The sequence below is a fragment of the Cupriavidus nantongensis genome (assembly GCF_001598055.1).
In the GTDB taxonomy this organism is placed as follows: Bacteria; Pseudomonadota; Gammaproteobacteria; order Burkholderiales; family Burkholderiaceae; genus Cupriavidus; species Cupriavidus nantongensis.
In genome coordinates this window covers 2879642-2898538 of the sequence record NZ_CP014844.1, presented here as the reverse complement: position 1 = coordinate 2898538, position 18897 = coordinate 2879642, and the positions used below count along the sequence as shown (strand labels likewise).

The 18897-nt window shown below is 66.2% G+C and carries 22 protein-coding genes and 1 pseudogene; all 23 read right to left on the bottom strand.

Annotated elements, in window-relative coordinates; translation table 11 throughout:
- Positions 1 to 54: 54 nt before the first annotated feature.
- The 23 genes and pseudogenes from A2G96_RS13380 to A2G96_RS13270 all read right to left on the bottom strand — a co-directional run bounded on the left by A2G96_RS13380 (position 55) and on the right by A2G96_RS13270 (position 18710).
- Positions 55 to 804 (bottom strand): TIGR03747 family integrating conjugative element membrane protein, encoded by a 750-nt coding sequence (locus tag A2G96_RS13380; RefSeq protein ID WP_062799921.1) that lies wholly within the window; start codon positions 802 to 804, stop codon positions 55 to 57.
- Positions 801 to 3009: pseudogene (traD, locus tag A2G96_RS13375) on the bottom strand (type IV conjugative transfer system coupling protein TraD). Before traD ends, A2G96_RS13380 begins: the two are co-directional and overlap by 4 nt.
- Positions 3010 to 3013: 4 nt before the next feature.
- Positions 3014 to 3562 carry an integrating conjugative element protein gene (locus A2G96_RS13370; RefSeq protein ID WP_062799918.1) on the bottom strand — a complete coding sequence of 183 codons (549 nt, stop codon included), beginning with the start codon at positions 3560 to 3562 and terminating at the stop codon, positions 3014 to 3016.
- Positions 3559 to 4158 carry a transglycosylase SLT domain-containing protein gene (locus A2G96_RS13365; RefSeq protein WP_062799916.1) on the bottom strand — a complete coding sequence of 200 codons (600 nt, stop codon included), beginning with the start codon at positions 4156 to 4158 and terminating at the stop codon, positions 3559 to 3561. Before A2G96_RS13365 ends, A2G96_RS13370 begins: the two co-directional genes overlap by 4 nt.
- Entirely contained in the window at positions 4140 to 4865 is a 726-nt protein-coding gene (locus tag A2G96_RS13360) for a TIGR03759 family integrating conjugative element protein (RefSeq protein WP_062799914.1), read from the bottom strand. The genes A2G96_RS13365 and A2G96_RS13360 overlap by 19 nt, the downstream gene beginning before the upstream one ends.
- 12 nt (positions 4866 to 4877) lie before the next feature.
- Positions 4878 to 5522, bottom strand: coding sequence for a hypothetical protein (locus tag A2G96_RS13355; protein WP_062799911.1), 645 nt, complete (start codon positions 5520 to 5522; stop codon positions 4878 to 4880).
- A complete protein-coding gene (pilL2, locus tag A2G96_RS13350) occupies positions 5519 to 6118 on the bottom strand; it encodes a PFGI-1 class ICE element type IV pilus protein PilL2 (RefSeq protein ID WP_062799909.1) in 600 nt (199 codons plus the stop codon). Before pilL2 ends, A2G96_RS13355 begins: the two co-directional genes overlap by 4 nt.
- A gap of 138 nt (positions 6119 to 6256) precedes the next feature.
- On the bottom strand, positions 6257 to 8536 hold the full coding sequence (locus tag A2G96_RS13345; RefSeq protein WP_062799906.1) for a helicase-related protein: 2280 nt from the start codon (positions 8534 to 8536) through the stop codon (positions 6257 to 6259).
- Positions 8537 to 8672: 136 nt separating this feature from the next.
- A complete protein-coding gene (locus A2G96_RS13340; protein ID WP_062799904.1) occupies positions 8673 to 8978 on the bottom strand; it encodes a hypothetical protein in 306 nt (101 codons plus the stop codon).
- 131 nt (positions 8979 to 9109) lie between these two features.
- A complete protein-coding gene (locus tag A2G96_RS13335; RefSeq protein ID WP_062799901.1) occupies positions 9110 to 9388 on the bottom strand; it encodes a hypothetical protein in 279 nt (92 codons plus the stop codon).
- Between the two features lie 50 nt (positions 9389 to 9438).
- A complete protein-coding gene (locus A2G96_RS13330; protein WP_254917107.1) occupies positions 9439 to 10572 on the bottom strand; it encodes a DUF6094 domain-containing protein in 1134 nt (377 codons plus the stop codon).
- Positions 10573 to 10612: 40 nt separating this feature from the next.
- A complete protein-coding gene (locus A2G96_RS13325; RefSeq protein ID WP_003098901.1) occupies positions 10613 to 11260 on the bottom strand; it encodes a hypothetical protein in 648 nt (215 codons plus the stop codon).
- Between the two features lie 76 nt (positions 11261 to 11336).
- The gene (locus A2G96_RS13320) at positions 11337 to 11597 is read right to left on the bottom strand and encodes a hypothetical protein (protein WP_003098905.1); all 261 of its coding nucleotides are present in this window, start codon (positions 11595 to 11597) and stop codon (positions 11337 to 11339) included.
- A gap of 16 nt (positions 11598 to 11613) precedes the next feature.
- On the bottom strand, positions 11614 to 12021 hold the full coding sequence (locus tag A2G96_RS13315) for a hypothetical protein (protein ID WP_011804742.1): 408 nt from the start codon (positions 12019 to 12021) through the stop codon (positions 11614 to 11616).
- Between the two features lie 106 nt (positions 12022 to 12127).
- The gene (locus A2G96_RS13310; RefSeq protein ID WP_023108442.1) at positions 12128 to 12469 is read right to left on the bottom strand and encodes a hypothetical protein; all 342 of its coding nucleotides are present in this window, start codon (positions 12467 to 12469) and stop codon (positions 12128 to 12130) included.
- Positions 12470 to 12561: 92 nt separating this feature from the next.
- Positions 12562 to 13251 (bottom strand): DUF3275 family protein, encoded by a 690-nt coding sequence (locus A2G96_RS13305; protein WP_011804693.1) that lies wholly within the window; start codon positions 13249 to 13251, stop codon positions 12562 to 12564.
- Positions 13252 to 13307: 56 nt separating this feature from the next.
- Positions 13308 to 14237: a DUF3577 domain-containing protein gene (locus A2G96_RS13300; RefSeq protein ID WP_011804694.1), complete on the bottom strand. Its 930-nt coding sequence runs from the start codon at positions 14235 to 14237 to the stop codon at positions 13308 to 13310.
- A gap of 262 nt (positions 14238 to 14499) precedes the next feature.
- Positions 14500 to 15009, bottom strand: coding sequence for an XF1762 family protein (locus A2G96_RS13295; RefSeq protein ID WP_023108441.1), 510 nt, complete (start codon positions 15007 to 15009; stop codon positions 14500 to 14502).
- 5 nt (positions 15010 to 15014) lie between these two features.
- Positions 15015 to 15857 (bottom strand): phosphoadenosine phosphosulfate reductase domain-containing protein, encoded by an 843-nt coding sequence (locus A2G96_RS13290; RefSeq protein WP_033962283.1) that lies wholly within the window; start codon positions 15855 to 15857, stop codon positions 15015 to 15017.
- Between the two features lie 150 nt (positions 15858 to 16007).
- Positions 16008 to 16361, bottom strand: coding sequence for a DUF3085 domain-containing protein (locus tag A2G96_RS13285; RefSeq protein ID WP_023108439.1), 354 nt, complete (start codon positions 16359 to 16361; stop codon positions 16008 to 16010).
- A gap of 123 nt (positions 16362 to 16484) precedes the next feature.
- The gene (locus A2G96_RS13280) at positions 16485 to 17309 is read right to left on the bottom strand and encodes a hypothetical protein (RefSeq protein WP_023108438.1); all 825 of its coding nucleotides are present in this window, start codon (positions 17307 to 17309) and stop codon (positions 16485 to 16487) included.
- A 288-nt stretch (positions 17310 to 17597) separates the two neighbouring features.
- Positions 17598 to 17876, bottom strand: coding sequence for a hypothetical protein (locus A2G96_RS13275; protein WP_023108437.1), 279 nt, complete (start codon positions 17874 to 17876; stop codon positions 17598 to 17600).
- A 96-nt stretch (positions 17877 to 17972) separates the two neighbouring features.
- Complete coding sequence (locus A2G96_RS13270; RefSeq protein WP_062798402.1) at positions 17973 to 18710, bottom strand: DUF5983 family protein; 738 nt, start codon at positions 18708 to 18710, stop codon at positions 17973 to 17975.
- Between the last annotated feature and the right edge of the window lie 187 nt (positions 18711 to 18897).

The following is an 18897-nucleotide window of genomic DNA, read 5'->3' as shown; positions in this document are numbered from 1 at the left end:
GTTTCAGATGCGCACTTAGCCTTGGACAGCACTGGGCTGACCGGCTCGGTTGCCTTATAGATACTTCTTGAAACTCCCCGCAGTCAGACTTACAGCCAATCCCAGCAAAGCGGCGCTGGGCAGCAGAATGACCAGCGGATGCACTGAAATCGGCAGCGCCAGGTACGTGACCCATGGCAGCACGGCCAGTGGCATCAAGCTGGCTTTCGCGCGGTGGTAGATGAAGCCCGATTCCCGGCCTGCACCGAACCGGCGCACGTCCCGTCGCACCAGGCCGTCGATGAGGCCAACGAATGCCGCCGTGAAGATCAACGGCAGCGTGAGCACCAGGACCAGCAGGCGCACCAGGAACGTGAGCGTCGTGAAAGCCGCGGCGATCAGGTAACTCTCGGTCCAGATATAGACCTGGCTGATGTAGTAGCGGAAGTTGTGCGTCTGTCCTTGGCTGGGCGCGCGGGCGCGTTCGGCGGTCCGGCTCATGCGCTCCAGCAGCCCCGAGCGCACGAACACCCATTCGTAGCCGGTATCGACCAGCTCGTGCGCCGTGCGCCCCGGCTCCTGCACGACCACGCTGCGCGTGAAATGGTTGGACAGATGGCTTAGTTCGTACTGCAACATCTGCTGGGAGTGGCGCCAGCCCTGGTCCTTCCAGAACAGGTGCATGCCGACGCACTCCACCACGATCGAGAACAGCAGCGAGCCGATCAGCACCCCGAGCAGCCGAAACGGCAAGGTGATGGTGCCGACGATCAGGCCCTGGCGCTGGTTCTGTTCCCGCTGCGCGGTCGAGGCTGCGTCCTTCATGGCACGGCCTCGTTGCCCGCGCCATCGTCGGCGCCGGTGGCCACCGCGCCGGGCTCGGCCGCAGCGGCATCGTCCAGCAGGTCGTCGGGCAAGGCCGCATCCTGCAAGGCCGCATCCTGCAAGGCCGGCGAGCTTGTGAACTCCCACCACTGCGTGGCCTCGCTGTAGCTCTGGCGCATGTACCCGGCCAGTTGCTGCAGGTCCGCCGGCATCACTTCATCCGGGTCCGGCGCCGGCAGCGGCATGCGCACCTTCCAGAGCTGGCCGCCCTGCAGCAGCGCGAAGCACTGGCCTTTGGGCAGGCCGACGACGTGTGACGGCTCGATGATCGGCACGCTGGACATGCTGATGCGGTCCTGGGTGTTCGACGTGAAATCCGTCGCCCCGCGAATGTCCGAGCTGTCCGTCGCGCCCGAGACGATGGTGGTGGTATAGACCTCGACCTTCGGCAACTGCCTTGTCAGCAGTTCCGCGGTGGCTGTCTCGCGCACGCGCAGCATGAAACAAATTGTTGAAATTCCCTATCACCTGGCCGGCCTTCGCGCGGTTGCCGATGCGGGCCTCGATGTCCGACAGCGTTTGCGTGTATGCGGTGACTTGCAGGCCCGCGCCACCGCCCTTGTTGATGAGCGGAATGAACTCGTCGCCCATCAACTCGTTGAACTCGTCGGCGTGCACGTTGACCGGCACGCGCGCACCGGCCGATGCGCCCGGCAGGCCATCGTCGATCCCGTGCTTGTAGATGTGACCGGCGACAGACACCAGGTCGGAGAACATCGAATTGCCGACCGCCGCGGCGACCTCGGCATCGGACAGCGCGTCCAGACCCACATAGACGATGGCGCGCTTTCGGATGACCTGCATCCAATCGAAGATCGGACGTGGGTCGGCCAGGTCGGAGTAGTTCGGTGCCAGAAGCTGGGCGATCTTGCCGCTCGTGAGCTTCTCCAGCAGTGGCAGCAGCGATGCGACGATCTTGTCGAAATAGGTCTTGTCGTAGCGGACTGCACTGCGCAAGCCGTCCAGCACCGGGTCGTAGTTGCGCGCCTGGGAGAGGTACTGCTCCAGCGCCACGACGCGCTTCTCGCGCCCGATCATGTTCCTGGGGATGTTCTTCTCGTTGAGTTTGGCCTCGATCTGGACGATCACCTCCCAGGCCTTGGGCTCCGTCTTGGCGAAGTAGTGCTGGGCGTACTCGATGAACAGCGCGTCGATGTTGATGACGTGCCGCTGGATCAGCATGTAGTCCGGGCGCTGCCCCAGTTCCACCAGGGCGCGAGCGATGATGTTCACGAAGCGCCATGCGAACTCGCGGAACGCCGCGCTGTTGCCTTCGCCGGAGAGCTGCCCCGCCACCCGGGTCGCCACTTCGCTGATGCGGCCGAAGCGGCCCACCGCGTTGTAGCGCGCCGAAATGTCCGGCCAGCCCAAGTGGAAGACGTAGAACTCGCCTTCACGGCCCGCGCGCTGGGCCTCGACGTACATCCGCTTGAGCAGGTCCGCGTCCCCCTTGGGGTCGATGACGATCACGACCTCGTGCTCGCCGGCGGCGTTCCTGCGCCGGATGTCCTGCGTGACGAACAACTCGGCCAGCCGCGTCTTGCCCACCCGCGTGGTGCCCAGCACCAGCGAATGCCCGACGCGCTCGCCCAGCGGCAGGCTGACGTCCACCTCGTCGGGTTCGATGCCGTGCAGGCGCGGCAGGCCGCCGACAGGCGGCAACGGGCGCACGGGGTTGAAAGGCACGTCCCAGCCCGTGAGCGAGGGCAGCCGGGACAGCGGGAACGGCGCGAACTCCATCCGTTCCTCCAGGCGCCTGGCCAGCCGGTAGGCCGGCGTCGGCTCGACGTAGCGGCGGAATTCCGGCCGGTACGTCTGCATCAGTCTATGGGTGTGCTTCTGCTCCCACAGAAAGCCGCGGCCCACGAACAAGCGCTGCTGGCTGACCGGCACGTCCTTGCTGGTCATCACGTAGCGCGGCAGACGGCGGATGTTGCGCCGGTAGCGCAGGATGACGCGGGCATCGCGGTAGCGGATCGCGCCGTAGGCACCGAATGCCAAGGCGCTGCCGACGCCCATTGATGGGCTCAGCGCGAGCGACCATGGGGCCACCAGGCACAGAAACGCGGCGCCTGCACACGCCGCGACGGTGTATAGCTCCACCGCTGGGCGTAGCAGAACCTCGACCGGCTGTTTCCCCGACATGGCTTCATTGCTCGATGCCGGTGGCCGTGATCAGCGCCGGGTAGTGCCGCAGACCCAGGCGCTCGGCCAGGTCATCGCCGGACACGGGTGCGAGCGGCACGCCCGGCACCAGGGCGCGCAGCCGTGCCAGGTCCTGCGCGGTCTCGACGTTGACCACCAGGCCGACCGCGCCGCGTTCGCGCAGGGCCGCGGCGCGGCGCTGCAACCAGGCCCGGGACGCCTCGTCGTCGCCGATTACCACGAACGGCCGCAGGCCGGGCGCTTCGATCACACGCCGCGCGAAGGTGCCGGGCGTGAGCTTGGCGCTGCGCACCGGCAGCATCGCGGCTTCGTCCGCCGGTGTGGCAGGAACCTGGGGCGTCGGGATGGGCGGCCGCGCCGGGGCATTGGCGCGCGGCTGGAGGTTGAGGGCCTCGTAGTACGGCAGCACCGACGTGCCGCCGCGGTCTTCGACCACGATCAGCGGCTCGCCGGCACGCGCGGCCAGCGGCAGGCCTGCCAGCAACATGAGCAGGCCCGTGAACGCGAGGTGGGCCGGATGGGATGTCGTCATGGGGAGGTCTCCTGGCGCGCGGCGAGGACCGCGGCGGTTGGGCGCGTGCCCTGCACACGCGCGAGGTGGCGCGACACGCTGCGCCGATAGCGGGCGGCGGGCTCGCCGCCTGCGGGGCGGTGGTAGCGGCCGATCGCCAGCAGCCAGTCCTCGCCGGGGGTGTGCTGTTCCTTCAGGATCTCGGCGGCAACGGCCAGGTTGCGGTATGGGTCCAGCAGGTCGCACGCGCTGGTGAAGCGGTGCTTGTGGTAGCCGAGGTTGATTTGGCCCAGGCCTGCGTCGATGCGCGTGTGCGGCGTGGCGCGCATTGCCTGTTGCAACCCGGCGCAGGCGTCGGCGCGCGTGGCGAAGCGGCGCGACTGGCCGGCAACGTTGAGGGACCACGGCCACGGGACGATGCGACCCTTACCCCCGTCTCGCCGGATGCCGCTCTCCTGCAAGGCCACGGCGTAGAGCACGGTCGAGGGGATGCCTGCGCGCTGGGCAGCGAGCTGGTAAGCCGGTGGCGGAACCTCCTGGGCCAGGGCGGCACCGGCATACAGGCCGGCTGCGAGCACCAGTGCGCGCAGGGGCACGGCTACGGCTGGCGCTGCCATTGGCCGTTCACTTCGCGCACGGCCGCAGGCAGATCACCGGGCAGGCCCAGCGACAGCCAGCGGCCGCCGTCGTGGTTGAGCGTGATGCTGCCGGCGCGCACGCGCGCCGGGTCGATCTGCGCGCGCTTGGCCCAGTCGCGGATGCGAGCGTCGTCCTGGCGGCTGCCGACCATGTACAGGTCGAACTCGGCGCCCGAGGATTGCAGGCGCTGCACGAGCTGCCCGCAGGCCGTGCAGCCGTCCTTGACGAACACCGCCATGCGCCCGCTGCCGCGTGCGGCGCCAGCGCCCGGCTTGTCGTCGGGCAGGTTCACGCGCTGCATGCCGGGGTTCAGGCGTTGCCAGGCTTCGTCGTAGGCGCGCTGGTAGGCGAGCAGCTTCTCGACGCGGCGCGCCTCGACCTGCACCTGCAGTTCCGCATAGCGGCGCCGTTCTTCATCCGTGCGAGCTTCGATGCCCAGGGCGGACAGCGGGTCCAGGTTGGGCGAGTAGATACCCAGCGGCCCATCCATCAGCTCGCGGTAGCGTGTCCATTCCTGCGGTTGCAGGCCCCATTCGCTGGCCGTCCGGTCGACCAGCACGCGGGCGGCCAGCGGGCGCTCCTGGCTTTGCGCATTGCGCGCCGGGGCCGTGGCGGGCTGCTGCGCCCAGATGGGCCACTGCACCGACGCCAACACGAGCGCGGAAAAGAGGATCGACGGCTTCATGGGGTGCTCCGATCAGGGAATCGCCACACGGCGGGTCTGGTTGCCGGCCTGGAACACTGCGGTGTTTCCCTCGATCGCCTGCAGGCGCCACGGGCCGACCGCATCCCCGGGCAGCAGCACCTGAAGTTGGGCGGGCGTGAAGTCCCCAGTGCTCGGCGCGACGGACACGCTGCGCTGGCCGGCGCGCAGTTCGGCGCCGACGACGCGGAACGGCAGCGGCGGCGGTTCGGCCTTGGAGGCGGCGGCCGGGCGTGATGCGCGCGGCTGGGCGGGTGCTGCGGCACGCGCGGCGGTCTGGCGCGTCTTGATCTGCTCGACTTCGGCGCGTAGCGCCTGAAGGTCGTCAGCGGCGGCATAGCCGCTCAGCGACTTCTCGACCTGGGCAGCGCGTGCTTCCAGGACTTGGCGGGTGTCCTTGAGGTCAGCGGCCGTTGCGACGGCTGGGCGCTGCTGGATGGCCTCGATCGTCTCGGCCAGGCCCGTCGCCTGCGCTTCGAGGCGTTGCAGGCGGGAATCTAGGCGCTCCTGGTCGGTTTGATCGCGCATCGCCAGGTAGCCCAGTGCCACGATGACGCTGAGGCCGATCAGCCAAAGCCAGAAGAGGCTCTGTACGACAACCGCGGCGGTTGAGCGTTGGGCCGGATGCGGGGCATTCATGGCTGGCCTCCCGAAGCCGCGGGCGCCAGCGGGAACGTCTGCACCGCCTCGGTGGCGGGCGGCTCGGATGTGTGCTCGGCGATCGCGCGGTAACCGGGCCGCTCGAAGCAAATCTGCCGTGCGCGGTCATCCGCGTGCAATTCCCAGGCCGGGCCAGCCAGCGTGAGCAGCGCATCGCGCAAGGTCATGGGGCCGAGATGGAGGTGTGCCGCCGGCAATGGCAGCGCGTACAGCTCGACCACGGCATGCGCGGTCTGGCACAGGCCGTAACCGCTGCGCTTGAGTACATGTCGCAGCCCGTCGCCGACTGTGGCACGGGCATCCTCAGGCATGGCCACGTCGATGACCTGCATCAGCAGGTCGCGCTGCGCCGCTGTGGGCGCCATCTCCACGAGGGTGTAGCGGCCATAGCGCACGACGGGAATGAGCTCGGGTGCGCTGGCTTCCGGCGCGGCCGACACTTCCTCGATGAGGTCGGGTGCGGTTGGCATCGTGGTCGTTGCGCAGCCGCCCGCCAGCGCCGACCACAGCAGGCCGAGAAATCCCGCCAGAAGGCGGCGTTCGGCATGGTAAAACCACGGTGGAGAGGGGCACATAGCTCGGCGTCCTGAAACATCGAGCCCTCACCATCGCCGCTCGGGCCGCGAGCGGCAGCAAACAATGCGAACCACACGCCATCCGCTTTGCCGGGAGCGGAAAAAAAAACGGCCCCGAAGGGCCGTAAGTGGAACGTGTCATGCGGCGACAAGCTGCCGGGCCAGTGCGACCTCGACGGAATCACCGTCCTGGTTCAGGACATCCAGCCCCGATTCGGGCACGTCGCCCGAGGTGGACTGCGAGACCATGATCTTCTTGGCCATCAGCTCCAGGCAGGTCATCTGCGAAGAACCGGCGTAGCCGAGGTAGATCACGCGCACGGGGTGCTTCTGCCCGATGCGCCAGGAGCGGCGTGCCGCCTGCTGGAGCGAGTACACGTTGTAGCCCGACTGCATGAACACGATCGTCGGGAACTCCAACAGGTCCAGCCCCGTCTTGACCAGCTCGGGGTTGGTGATGAGCACGTCGATGCCACGGTCCAGTTGCTCGGCGATCCAGTCTTCGCGGCGGCTGGCATCCACGCTTGCGCGCAGCACCGCCACCTTGAAGCCTTCCTGCTCCAGCAGCACCTTCAGGCGCGACGTGGTGTCGCGCGTGCCGGTATAGACCGTGTAGGCAAGGACCTTGCGGCCCTGCGCCTTCTCCTCTTTGCAGATGTCGATCAGCTCGCGCTCTTTCGGCGTCACCTCGAACTCGTTGAACTGAGCCGGGACGAACGCCAAGGTGTTGCGCGTGCGCGGATGCACCACGGTCTCCGACCGGAAGCAGCAATCCGGCCAGGCCAGCAGCACGTTGAGGACCACGCCCAGCAAGGTCGTATCGCGTCGCGCCAGAGCCTGTTTCAGCTCCGCGGTCAGCCGACCCGCCAGGTCGCGGTAGGCCGCGGCTTGCGCCGTGTCCATCGCGACTTCGCGGAACTCCTCGTCATACGGCGGAAGTACATTGCCGCCGATGTCCTTGAGCTTGAGAAAGATCGTGAACGGCAGGATGCAGCGCAGCACGCCCTTGGGCCCGAAGCCCGGGGCCTTGACCGTTCTGACACTGACTTTCGTGCCCTTCGCGGTCTTGTGCGCCGTGCCGGTGCTCTCGGAATAAATATCCTTGAGGACCCCGTGGTCCCTCATGAACGCCATGGCGGCCGACGTCATGCTGCCGCTCGTGGTCGGGCGGTAGCCGTCTTCGATCATCCGCCCAGGCAAGGCGCGGAACAGCAGATAAAAGAGATCGTCGCCGTAGCCGCCCATCAACGTGCCGGTCAGCAGCAAGGTCTTCCGAGCCTTTGCCGCCAGCACGCCCATGGCCTGGCCCTGTGCGGAACCGCCGTTCTTGTACTCATGCGCTTCATCAGCGATGAGCAGATCGAACGTGCCTTGCGGCAAGTACCTCTTGATGAACTCCGAGGGTTGATAACCGCCCTCGCCAAAGCCGAACTCCATGTTGGCCATCGCACGCTCCATGCGCGTGGCCTGACGGTCGGAAAACACCAGCTCGCCGTTGCCGTCCATCAAGTTGATGAACTCATGGATGTTGTCACCCAGCATCGAGGCCAGGAAGCCGTCGCCGAACTTCTGCATCAGCTTCTGCGCGGTGACTTCCCCGATCGTCGGGATGCGCTTCAGGGCTTTCAGCACGGCCGAAGACTGGTCGCTGCCGGACAGGCTGCGCGGGCGGATCAGCGTCCACAGGGGCGCGGCGCAGTGGCCGCACTTCCTGCGGTATTCCTCGGCTTCGAGCGCGACCGGGTTGACCGGCTCGCCGTCGAGGTCGGTGATGACCGTGCCGCAGTCCGGGCACGCGGCCACGTCGCCGTGGCGAGTGCGCCGCTGGGTGAAGACAGGCTTCCAGTGGAACCCCATCCGCATCCTGACGCGCCCCAGGACGAAGAACTCCTGGCCCGTGGGCTGCACACCCAGCTGCTCACGCAGCTTGATGAGTTTGACGAGCGTATCCGGCCCATTGAGCACCCATACCTTGGCGCCGGCCACCGTCTCCTGGATCTCGCGCCGCCACTTGTAAACCAGGTGCGGTGGCGACAGGACCAGGGTACGGCGGTAGCCTTCGGCATTGAGCACGGCGGCCATGGCGATGCCGACAGTCGTCTTGCCGCAACCCATTTCGCCATTGACGATCGCGGCGCGTTCGCCACGGTCGATCAGCAACTCGGCAGCAGCGTGGACGACTTCGGCCTGGGCCGGGAACAGCTTGCGTTTGAGGCTGGCGACGATGAGTTGCCGGTGCGCCTGCGGTTGGCCGGTATAGACCGGCGGATTGGCGCTGTTGAGGGCGTCGAGCAGTTCGTCGCCGAACTCGCCGACGAAATCCTGAAGGCTCAGGGTCAGAGGGGATGATTCCGCGTCGAGCAGTTCGCCCTGTACGGGCGCGGCGTCAGCGGCAATGGTTTCGAGATCGAGGGACATGGTGATGCTCCAATGAAAAATGGGGCATGCACCACCCCCAGCGGGGCAATGGCATGCCCCGTGGTGGGAAGAGAATCGGCGCGTGGCCGAAGATGGTTGAAGATGCTGGCCTAAATGGCCCGCGGGTGAACCGTGCTCAGTCTTCGGACGGAAGCACGATGACGGTAGCGCTGCGCTGCGCATCGGTGACGATGCGGATGGCCAGCCCTGGGTGGATCACGTAGTGCGATTCCAGCGACGCGCCCGATTGAAGCGCGCTGCTGTTCGTCTGCCATTGCTGGATGTTGACGTCGCCCCAGTCGCCACGGGTGTGGCGCCTGAAGTACGGGATCGGGTCCAGGCGACCCGCGCGGACCAGGCGGTCAACACCTCTGCTGAAGATGAGCGCCCCGATGGGGAACGCCAGCCGCCGGCAGTAGGTTTCGATGCGATGCGATGCCATGGGCTCCTCCTTGATGGGTCATTGAGCCACGACACCCCTGACGGAGTGAAGTGGCTCCGTCAGGTGGATGAGGATGACAATGTGGGGCCTCAGATCAGGTCCCGCTCTTCGGGAAGCTGGACCACCGTGGTCTAGTGGTCCTCGCTGGTTTTGGCGATCAGCACCAGGTCCGGCGTGATCCTGAACTGCGAGATCATCAGGTTGTCCTGTTGGATCGCTACGTCGTTGGCTTGGCGTGTGGCCTCATCGATCTCGCCCCAGTCCCCGCGCACATGGCGCTGGACATAGGCCAAGGGGTCGATCAGACCTCGCCGGGCCAGCCAATGCACCTTCTCGCTCAACTTCAACGCACTCGGTGCGAACAACGGTTGCTTGTGCGGCGCAGGCCGCTTGAACGGATTGGGGAACATGGTGTTTCTCCTTCGATGTGGTACGGCAGGACGGCAGCGCGTCCGGTAGATCAGCGAATGGTCAACACCTCGCCCCGTGTCGGGGAGCCAGGCGTCATGTCCCACGCTCGGATGACGGGCACGAACTTGTCGGTGAGGATGCGTGTCTCGGCGATGGAGCCGTCTTCGCGTTCGGTGAATTCCCGCTGGAGCGTCTTGTCCTTGTGGGTGTCACCTTTGACGACGAGCACGCGCCCCGTCTGGGAGCGCACGACGCCGGAGATCGCGCCCGCGGCCAGAGCCAGGGCGAGATGCCAGTGGGACAAGGCCCGCGCCGGTGGACGCAGCGACTGCTGCGCGGTCCCCAAGTGCGTGTCCAGCGACGGCCAAAGGCCTTGCAGCCGGCCAACCTCGTCGGCGAACTGTTCGGGCTCCATCGTCACGCGGAAGAAATGCTCCGGCTCGGCCGGACTGGCGGGGACGATGTACGGCAGGAACGGCCATTCGCTCGGCAGTTCCTCGGCTTCGACTTCGCCAAGCCCAACCTGCAGCAGCAGATTGCGCACGGCCTTGACGCCATCGGGTGCCAGCTCCCGCTGACGGACCCGGCGGCCGAAGATCACCACCTGCTTGAACTGCGTTTCCACCGCTCGGTAGATACGCAGATCGGTGTAGTGGCGCGTCAACCAGCCGACCAGCTCCGCGTCGAGCACGTAGCCGGGGACGATGAAGACCAGCACGCCGCCGTATTGCAACAGCGACAGCGAACGCTGATAGAACAGCTTTTCGAGGCGGGCACGGCCCTGGCCCTGATAGCCGATGTTGCCGTTGACGTCCTTGGACAGGTCGCCATACGGTGGATTCAGCCACAGTAGTCCGAAGGACTGCTTGGAGATCATCGTGTCCATCAGGTCCGCGTGCAGGCAGTGATCGACCAGGCCGCGGGCATGGCGCGCCCGCTCGGCGTCGAATTCGACGGCGAACGCCTTGGTCTGTTCGCGCCCGAGGGCATGAGAGGCTTCGGCGATTGCCACGCCTTCACCGGCGCAGGGATCGAGGATGCACATCGGCCCGTCGCTGGGCATCAGTGCGTTGAGGGCTCTTTCGAGCGTGGGTTCGTCGGTCGGGTAGTACCCATTTTTGGCGAAATTGCGGGCGAGCCGCGGGAACATGAGAGCCATGGAAGTCTCCTGGTTGGCGGGGATGAATGACGGAAGCACGCCAAGGCGTGCCTCCGAGGGTGGGTCAAGCCGCTACCGCTTCCGGCGTCCAAATCTTGGCCGGATAGGGATAGGCGGTGAGCGCGTCACTGCGGATCAGGGAGCCCAGCGCCAAGCTCAGCGCCGGCACGTCGATGGCGAGCCGATGGCCTTCCAGCGGCCCGAGGGCGAACGGAAGGCGGGCCAGCATCTCGCGGCTTTGCAGCAGTTCCAGCACGGTCTCGCGCCAGTGGTCGAGCAGCGGCAACGGGCAGGTGTCCCGCACCAGCATCCACAGGCGGTCAAGCCGGTGGGCGCTGTCACGTGGCAGCAGTGCCAATGCGCTGGCGTTGGCCTTGTCGGGCTTGACGCAGCGCCGGTCGAACAGCCACACGTTGGACAGCGAACCGAACAGCGTTCGCCGGTAGGCGCGCGTGATGCGCTTTTCCAGGCGATCGACGTTGCCGATGAATACCGGGACGCTGCCGCCCTGGTCGGTGATGACGTGGAACTGGTCCAGTCCCTGCTCGTCGCGCCCGAGGGTCAGGCGTGCAAGGAACTGCTGGACGGCGGTGTCCCGCGCCCAGATGGACAGGAAGATCAGGTTGCCCTGGTCATCGCCGACGCAGGCGTCGGCCATCACGTCCGGGCATTCGTCGATGCGGTACAGCGTGGAAGAAGTGTTTGCGGGCATGGTGGTGTCCTCGGATGAACGGGAACAGCACCGCCCGCTGGGGCAAGTACTGCCCCAGGGGGTGGAAGAAAACCGCTCAGTCCGGCTCGAACTGTTGGGTGTGCGGATTGAAGTGAAGCGCCTCGTCCACCGCGGTGATCGGCGTGAAGCCGTCCAGGTAGATGTTGTTGAGGTACTGGTCGCGGTAGGTCAGCGCCTGCCGTGCCTGCTCCTCGGTGAGGCCGTTGTCGATGAAGTACCCCAGCATTTCCTCGTCGGAGGAAACTTCGTCGTTGGACAAACTGCCTTCAACGAGCTTCAACAGCGAGAGCGGGAGTGCAGCCAGGATCGGGTCCATGTCGGTTCCTCCTGGCTCAGGCCAACAGCGCCGCGGCGGGTGCCGTGACAGCCGTGGGTGTGCGCCGCCGGGCGTGGTAGGCGCGAACGCCTGCACGCCAGTCGGCGGACTGCTCCGGTGCGAGGTCCAGATAGGACAGCGGGCACGAGTAATAGTACGGATGCATGGACTCTTCCAGCGGCTTGTAGCCCCACTGGTTGCCGCTGCGTTCCAGCAGATCGCAGCGGATGTAGCGCAGGGACTGGCCCGGCGCGAGATCACGATGCACACCTTCGACCTTGGCGGTCAGTTCGACCACGGACCACAGCACGTTGCCGCGCAATGCGTGAGCGATAACCTTCGCGCTGACGCGCTCGGTCTGCTGTGGTGCGATCAGTTCCGCGATCAGTTCAGACCGCGATTGGGGAGAGAAATACCAGCCCATGAGAGGCCTCCTCGAAAAGTTGAGCTGGAGGCCTCCCCGTGGGGAAGAACCCCCAGTGGGTGATGGAATGCCGCAGGTGCAGCGAAGGAAAACCTATGCCTTGGCCTTAGTCCCAGTCGTCATCGTCGCGATCACAACCGGCCGGGCAGCAGCCGAACTCGATCCCATGCGAGCAATAGCCATGCTCCGCATTCCAGTCCTGGGTTTCCTGCCGTTCGGCAGGTGTTGCGTAGTCCCATTCCTGGGCCGCGATTTCGAGAGCCTGAGCACGTTGCTCATCCGGCAAACGATTGGCCTGTGCGTCGATCGCCGAACTGAAGAGCGTCACGTAGTGGTCGTAGGACAAGCCGCAACCGCGCTGGGCGTGTGCGGCGGCCGCCTTGCAGAGTTCCCGCCACGCGGGTTCATCCAACGTTGAACGCGGGGTATCGCAAGCGATGGTGAACATAATGGGGACCTCCAGAAAATGGCCAGGGCCTCCCCCGCATGGGGAAGGAACCCCGGCAGGTGGATGAAGAACACCGCGCATGCGGCGTCTGCTCACGCAGCTTGTGGTTCGGCCTGGCGGCTCCACTCCTGCGTCTTGAAGTCCAGCGCGTAGCCCAGCTCGCCCAGGCGGGCGATCTGCGCGCGCAGGGTGCGGCGGTCGATGGTCGAATCCAGTTTCACGGACTCGCCCAGCGGCCACAGCAGGCCGAACAGCGCGGCGTCACCGTCTTCGGTGCTGCCGGGGGCAGCGGCCGCAGCAGGCGGTGGCGCATCCACGCCGAAGGGCGTGGTATCGACCAGCGGGTCCGCGGACGCCTGCACGGGTGCGGGCTTGGCAGGCCTGGATGCCTTGGCGGGCTTGGCCGGCGTTGCCGCAGGCTGCGCCCCTTGCTCTTCATCGAGCGGATCGACGTCCTGGGTGGCGAAGCTGCGGGCTTCGTCGCGGCTCAGTTTGTCGATGCCATTGAGCGTCATCCCGTCGAGGCTGGCGCGGATCTCGAACCGCATGCCGCCCCCGACCGGGTAGGACTTCGGAAAGATGTAGCGGATCACAAACTCCCCGTCGTATTTCCCTTCGGGGTACTGCTCCAGTTCCGGGTCTTTGACCTCGAACGTACCGAGGTGCGTCGCGAGGCGGCCGACCGTGAACGGGCCGTTCTTGCCGCGAATGGTGCGCAGCGTGAGCTGGCCGGGGACGACGATGGGCGCGACCGATTTCTCGGGTGCCGGTGTGGCTGCCATGATGGTTCTCCTTGAAGAATAGGAAAAAGCAAGGCCCCGTGAGGGGCCATGCCGGATCAGAACGAAGCAGCCAATGCCGGCTCCTGCTCCTCGACTTGCGCCTCGGGCTCGCGCTCGGCGGGCTCGGCAGGCTGGTCTGCAGCGGGGTCGGCAGCAGTGTCGATGGCTTCGTCGGCTTCGGACGCGGATGCGTCTTCGGCCGGCGACGCCTCGGCTTGCGCCTGGCTCGTCGGATAGACCTGGGTACCGTCGATCTTGATGAGACCGATGTGGACCAGCGTCGATTCCAGGCTTGCGGCCGGTTCCCCGGCGTGCTCGCCCTTGGTGCGGATGTACGGATCGATCTTCATGTCGTTCAGACGGAAGGCGATCAGGACCTTACGGTCCCCCTCGATGGCCTGGACGCACCGGCGAGCCAGATGCTCGGCTTCCGGGGTGGCGACGATGATGTCGAAGTACCGATACTCCGGTTCATCGACAGGCCCGGCCAGTGCTGCGACCGTGCAAGAGAGGAACGAGTCGCCAGCCTTCGGGGTGACGTCCTTCACACGATTGAGATAGCCGATGCCGCGGGTGATCAGCTCGTGCTGCTCGATCGAAGCCAGTTCGGCCCGGTCGATCAGTTCGGCCTTGAGCAGTCGCGCCTTGAGGGACGCGGCGGCCTGACCCTTCTGCTCACCCTTGTCGCGGATGTACGCATCGCCCCACAGGTCACCGAGGCGAAAGCGCACCAGCGGGCGCTGCTTGGGATCGTCAACGCCGATGTAGCGCTGAACGAGCTTCTTGGCCTCGGCTCCCGAGACCTTGACGTCGAAGTAGCGGTAGCTGGGGTCCCGGGCGGGGCCGACCAGCGCGGCGATGGTGCAAGCCAGGAAAGGCTGCGCACGGCGGCCGCCCCGGACGGGCACTTCACGGACACGCTGGATGTAGCCGATGCCCGAGGTGTGGAGGTCGAAATACGATTTCTCGTTGGACGTGGTGTTCATGGTGAATCTCCATTGGGATGAAGCGGAGACACACCGGCCCACGCATGCGGGGAAGGTGCGTAACCCCGCGGTGGGTTGATAAGGCGAAAGCATCCGCCACCAGAGGCTGGTGGCCGCTCGCGGATGGATGCGGTGCGAGCTGGCTCGGTCACGCAGTGGGAACTGCGCCGCAACCTCGAAGACCGATGGTCGCCTGGCATGTCGCTGACAACGTCAGCAGGCATGGGGTCAGCATGGCCGGGCCTTGCGTGCGCGGCAGCAATCAATCGGCATCCGGGCGCTTCCCTTTGTCCTCGCCGCCGGGCGCCTGCCACAGGCACTTAGGGCCGCGCAGGTGCTCGGGGGTATCGGCGCGCGGCCGGCCGGGACGGCTCCAGGCGCCGCCGCCGCGCGCGCCGACCAGCCGCCAGCCGGCGGCGCGCAGGCTGGCGCCACCTTCGTCGGACAAGGTGTAGGTGATCAGGCGGATGTAGCCCAGCGCCCTTGCCACCTTCCAGGCCGCGCGGTAAAGCTTGCTGCAGGCGTTGGGTGCGCCGTCGGTGCACAGCCGCGTGACTTCCAGCGTCCAGCCATCGTCCAGGTGCCGCGCGACCGGACGGCCGACGATGGCCACGCCGCGGATCAGGTCGCTGTCGGCCAGCGTGACGGCCAGGGCGAACTTCGCACCCTGAACCGGGTGGTGGTGGCGATGGTGTGCCAGCACGAAGGCATTGGCCGTGCGGAGCGACACCGGCAGCAGATGCAGCCTCGGCGAGGTCGGCGTCTTATCCATGCGCGTCAGTCGCCGCAGAAGCAGGCGATCGATTCCTCGGCGGCGTCGAACAGGTCACCCTGGTCGGCGGCGAAGCGCGCCAGGTCGGCGTAGCTGGGACCATCGGCGCGGAATCTGGCGCCGCTGGGCTTGCTCGCCAGGTTCAGGGACTCCATGCGAATCCACCACACCGCCGCCTCGGGCCGGGCCTTGATGAGCGCCAGGCGCTGCCCGCGCGGCTTCAGAAAGCATAGGTCGCAGTTGCCTTCGAGCGTGCGCCCGTTCACTGTCAGCAGGTCCAGGTTGAATGGCTGCACCTGCCAGAAGGCGCCCACATCGCGCACGGTGATGCCGGCGTCCGCCAGCGGCATGCACATGGTCTCGTGGGTCGATTCGGTGGAGTGCCCGCGTGCGCGGATCTTTGATACACGCCGCTGCTCGTCGGCGCGGATGCCGATCATCTGGTCCCAGTCCGTCCAGCCCAGATGCCGCAGATAGCGGTGCATGGGGCGTATCTTCAGGCTGGTCGTGCAGCCGCGAGCGACGGGATTGGGCAGGTACTGGCGCTTACGGATCAGCGCCTCGAATGGCCCGCCCTGACGGCTGGCTTGGTCGAAATCGACCAGCGCGAAGCCAGGCTCCGTGGGCAGGTATTCCAGCCAGTGGATCGGCACCTGCCAGTGCTCGGCGCAGTCGCGCACGAAGCGCAGGGTTGCTTCCACTTCCTTGCCGGTGTTGGCGAAGCAGACCACCGTGTCGGCAGGGAGGCCGCCGTTGGCCTGCAGCACGCGCCAGAGCAGGTAGGCGCTGGTGCGTCCCCCCGAAAAGCTGATGCAGGTGGGCTGACTGATCTTGAACGGGTCGTGCATGCGGTCGTCTCCGGTGGCATGCCGGCGCTGTGGCCGGCGGGGCGTGCCTTGGCGGCTGGAGACGAACGCGCATGCGCGGCGATGGCCGCGGTGCGAACAAAAGAAAGCCCCCGGTGCGGGGGCTGCGAGGGCTGCGCGGCGGTTGCCGCTTCAGGCGGGAGGCACCACGGCCAAGGACAGGTGCGTGGCGGTGGCGGACTGCACGAGATCGTCCGCCGAGTGCAGGAGGCGCGTGAACAGGCCGTCCTTCGGGTCGAAATACTCCGCAAAATCGTCGCCGCCCAGCTCGCGGCCGGCGAGGTGCCACCAGTCATCGAACGGGTCGGTGTCCGGGTTGCAGCCGACCGCGTAGGCGAGCAGTTGCTGGCGTCCATCCGGGCGACGCTCCCCACGCTCGGCGAGGAAGTACACGCCCTGGTCCTTGACCAGGACGATGCGGCACTGATTGGCGATGGCTTCGGTCAGCACGGGGCGCAGGTCGGCGCCTTTGAATCGCAGTGACATGGATGAAATCTCCTGTGTGAAAAAAGAGAAAGGCCCTCCACCCGATGGGATGAAGGGCCTGTAGGGCACGCGGCCGGAATGGCTGGAACGCCGTGGCGGGTGCCTCGGGTCAGTCGAGGGGCGTCATGCCGGGACGGCTTGGCGCTTACGGGCCGCCTTCGCGTCGAGGATGCTCACGTCGATCTGGCGCCAGCGCCCGTCGTCGATGAGCCGCTCCAGCACTTCGCCGAGCATGTCGAAATACACCTCGTCGTGCCGATCGACCAGTTCGACCGATTCACCGTTCTGACGGTGCAGTTCCACCACGTAGGTGTCTCCGCCGCGGTCGTAGAGGATCGTCACCCGGCCCTCGAACTTCGCGGTCGAGACCGTGAAGCTGATCGCCGGCGGGGTCTCGATGATCTTGGAGGGCGTGGGATCGACCCAGGTGAAGTCGCGGGCACCGGCATCCACCAGCATGTGGGTGAGGCGCCGGAAGCGATCGGGGGCCGGCATCTCCTCCAACTGCTCGATGAGCTGGCCCAACTCCATGCACTGCGGCGTGGGAATGGGCAGCTTGGCCGGCGCCGAGCCGAGGATGTGCCTCGTGATGGTGTATGGCGTTCCATCCGAAGTCTTCTCGGTGATGACCTCCGGCGTGTCCGCGCGCAGTCCGTCGAAGCGACGACGGGCATAGGGTTGGACATGCACCTTGGCGCCTTCGGCAGGAACCGTGGTCACCAGGTTGGGATCGAGCACCGCGAACTCGGAAGGCTTGAGCTTGACGACGATGGCATCGTCGGTCGCGGCGACCACCTTGCCGTCGAAGGGTTGGGCATCGATGGCGAAGCCCAGCGTTGAGGACAGCGGCTGATCATCGAACACACGGTACTTGAACGACCGCACGTTGCGGGGCACATGGCCGGCGACCAGCGAAGGCATCATGGATTTGATAAGGGAACGGTCCATGGGGAAACTCCTTGAGGAAAAACAAGGGATTCCCCGCCCGCAAGGGAGAGGTCCCTTGTGGGTGGCGTGGACGGACGCGGTAGGTCCGTAGGAAGAAACGACCAGCACGGTTTCCCGTGCTTGCAGCCTCGAAGGTCTCGACTGCCTGGGCATGTGTCGGCAGCGCCGACGGACATGGGGCAAGCATGGCCCCGGGGTGATCGGCCTGCCCGCAGGAAACGGCACCGCACCACGCCCGCATTCCTGTGCTGCATACAAGAAAAAGCCCCTCGAAAGGGGCTGGAGGGGTCAGGCTTGGTACACGAAGTAGTGCTCGCGCTGACGCGGAAAGAACACGTGCTTCCACGTATCCCCGCTTGTGTTGCCACCGTCGAAGATGACCATTTCGTAGTCATCCACGTCGGTGTCCACCAGGTCGGCGCTGGCGATATGGCGCATGTGCAGCATGCCGCTCATGCGCTCGAATACCAGGATCTGGCCGATGGCATCGTCCTGGCTCATGGCGTTGACGCAGGCTCCAAGCTGGTGCTCAAAGTCGGATGCGGGTGTGATGAGGTCGGGGAACATGGGATCGCTCCTGTGAAAGTGCGCCGGCCCGGCTCCCTGGTGGGAGACGGGCCGGCATGCGGTGATGAAAAGGAAGGCTGGAGATGTGTCTGGCAGCTATTCGCCGGCCAGCGGCAGGCCCGGCAACACGGGTGCGTCGGCATCGAGGATGAGGATGCGCACGTCGGCCTGGCCGGCCAGTGCAAGGATCTGTGCCAGGTCGTCCGGCATGCCCTTGCTGCAGTGCTCCTGCCGAAGCTGCTCGGCGGAGATCTCCTCGATGTCCTGCAGGTGCTGGTCCGTCCAGGGCGTGGAAATCAGCTTGACGCCGATCGCCGGGCTGTAGGGAAGCCGGAACGCAACGAACAAAAAGGCCTCCGGCGTCGCGAGGTCAGCCAGGTTGGCCAGGTACTGGCCGGTTTCGTGGCTGATGTGCGCGCTGCTGATTTCCCAGCACCGGCTGTAGTAGCCGGTCTCGAAGCTCAACCGCTGCACGACTTCCCGTGCGGCCTCGGCCGAATAGGTGTCGCCAATGTGGGCGGGGCGGCCGTCGAAGTCGTCGCCGTGGATCGCGTACACCACGGCACCCACCACGCCTTCGCCGCTGACCCCTTCAGCCGCGTCGCTTTCGGCGATCAGTGCGGCGCCGACAGGTTCGGTGCCAGTCCTGACCACCGCGAAGTCGCTGGTGACGATGCAGGGGGAAGAAACCAGTGCCTCGTCGGAGAGGTGCTGCTGGCTCGGGTGGATGTTTCGCCAGACATGTGGGCTTCCGTCCTCGTGGCTGATGGACAGCGTGCGGACGACCTTCAGATTCCAGTAGCCGCGTAGAAAGGGATTGGGGTTCTGGGACATGGGATTTCTCCAACAGAATAATGATGGAGCCAATCCCCGCCACCGGGAATTGACCCCGGTGGGTGGAAAGAAAGGGAACAGCGTCAGATGGCGCTGATCGTTGGCGTTTGGGCCAATCTCTCGGCGACGCGCCGGCGCAAATTCATGCGGAATGGCTCGTCGCTGACGCCCGCCAGCAGATTGATGG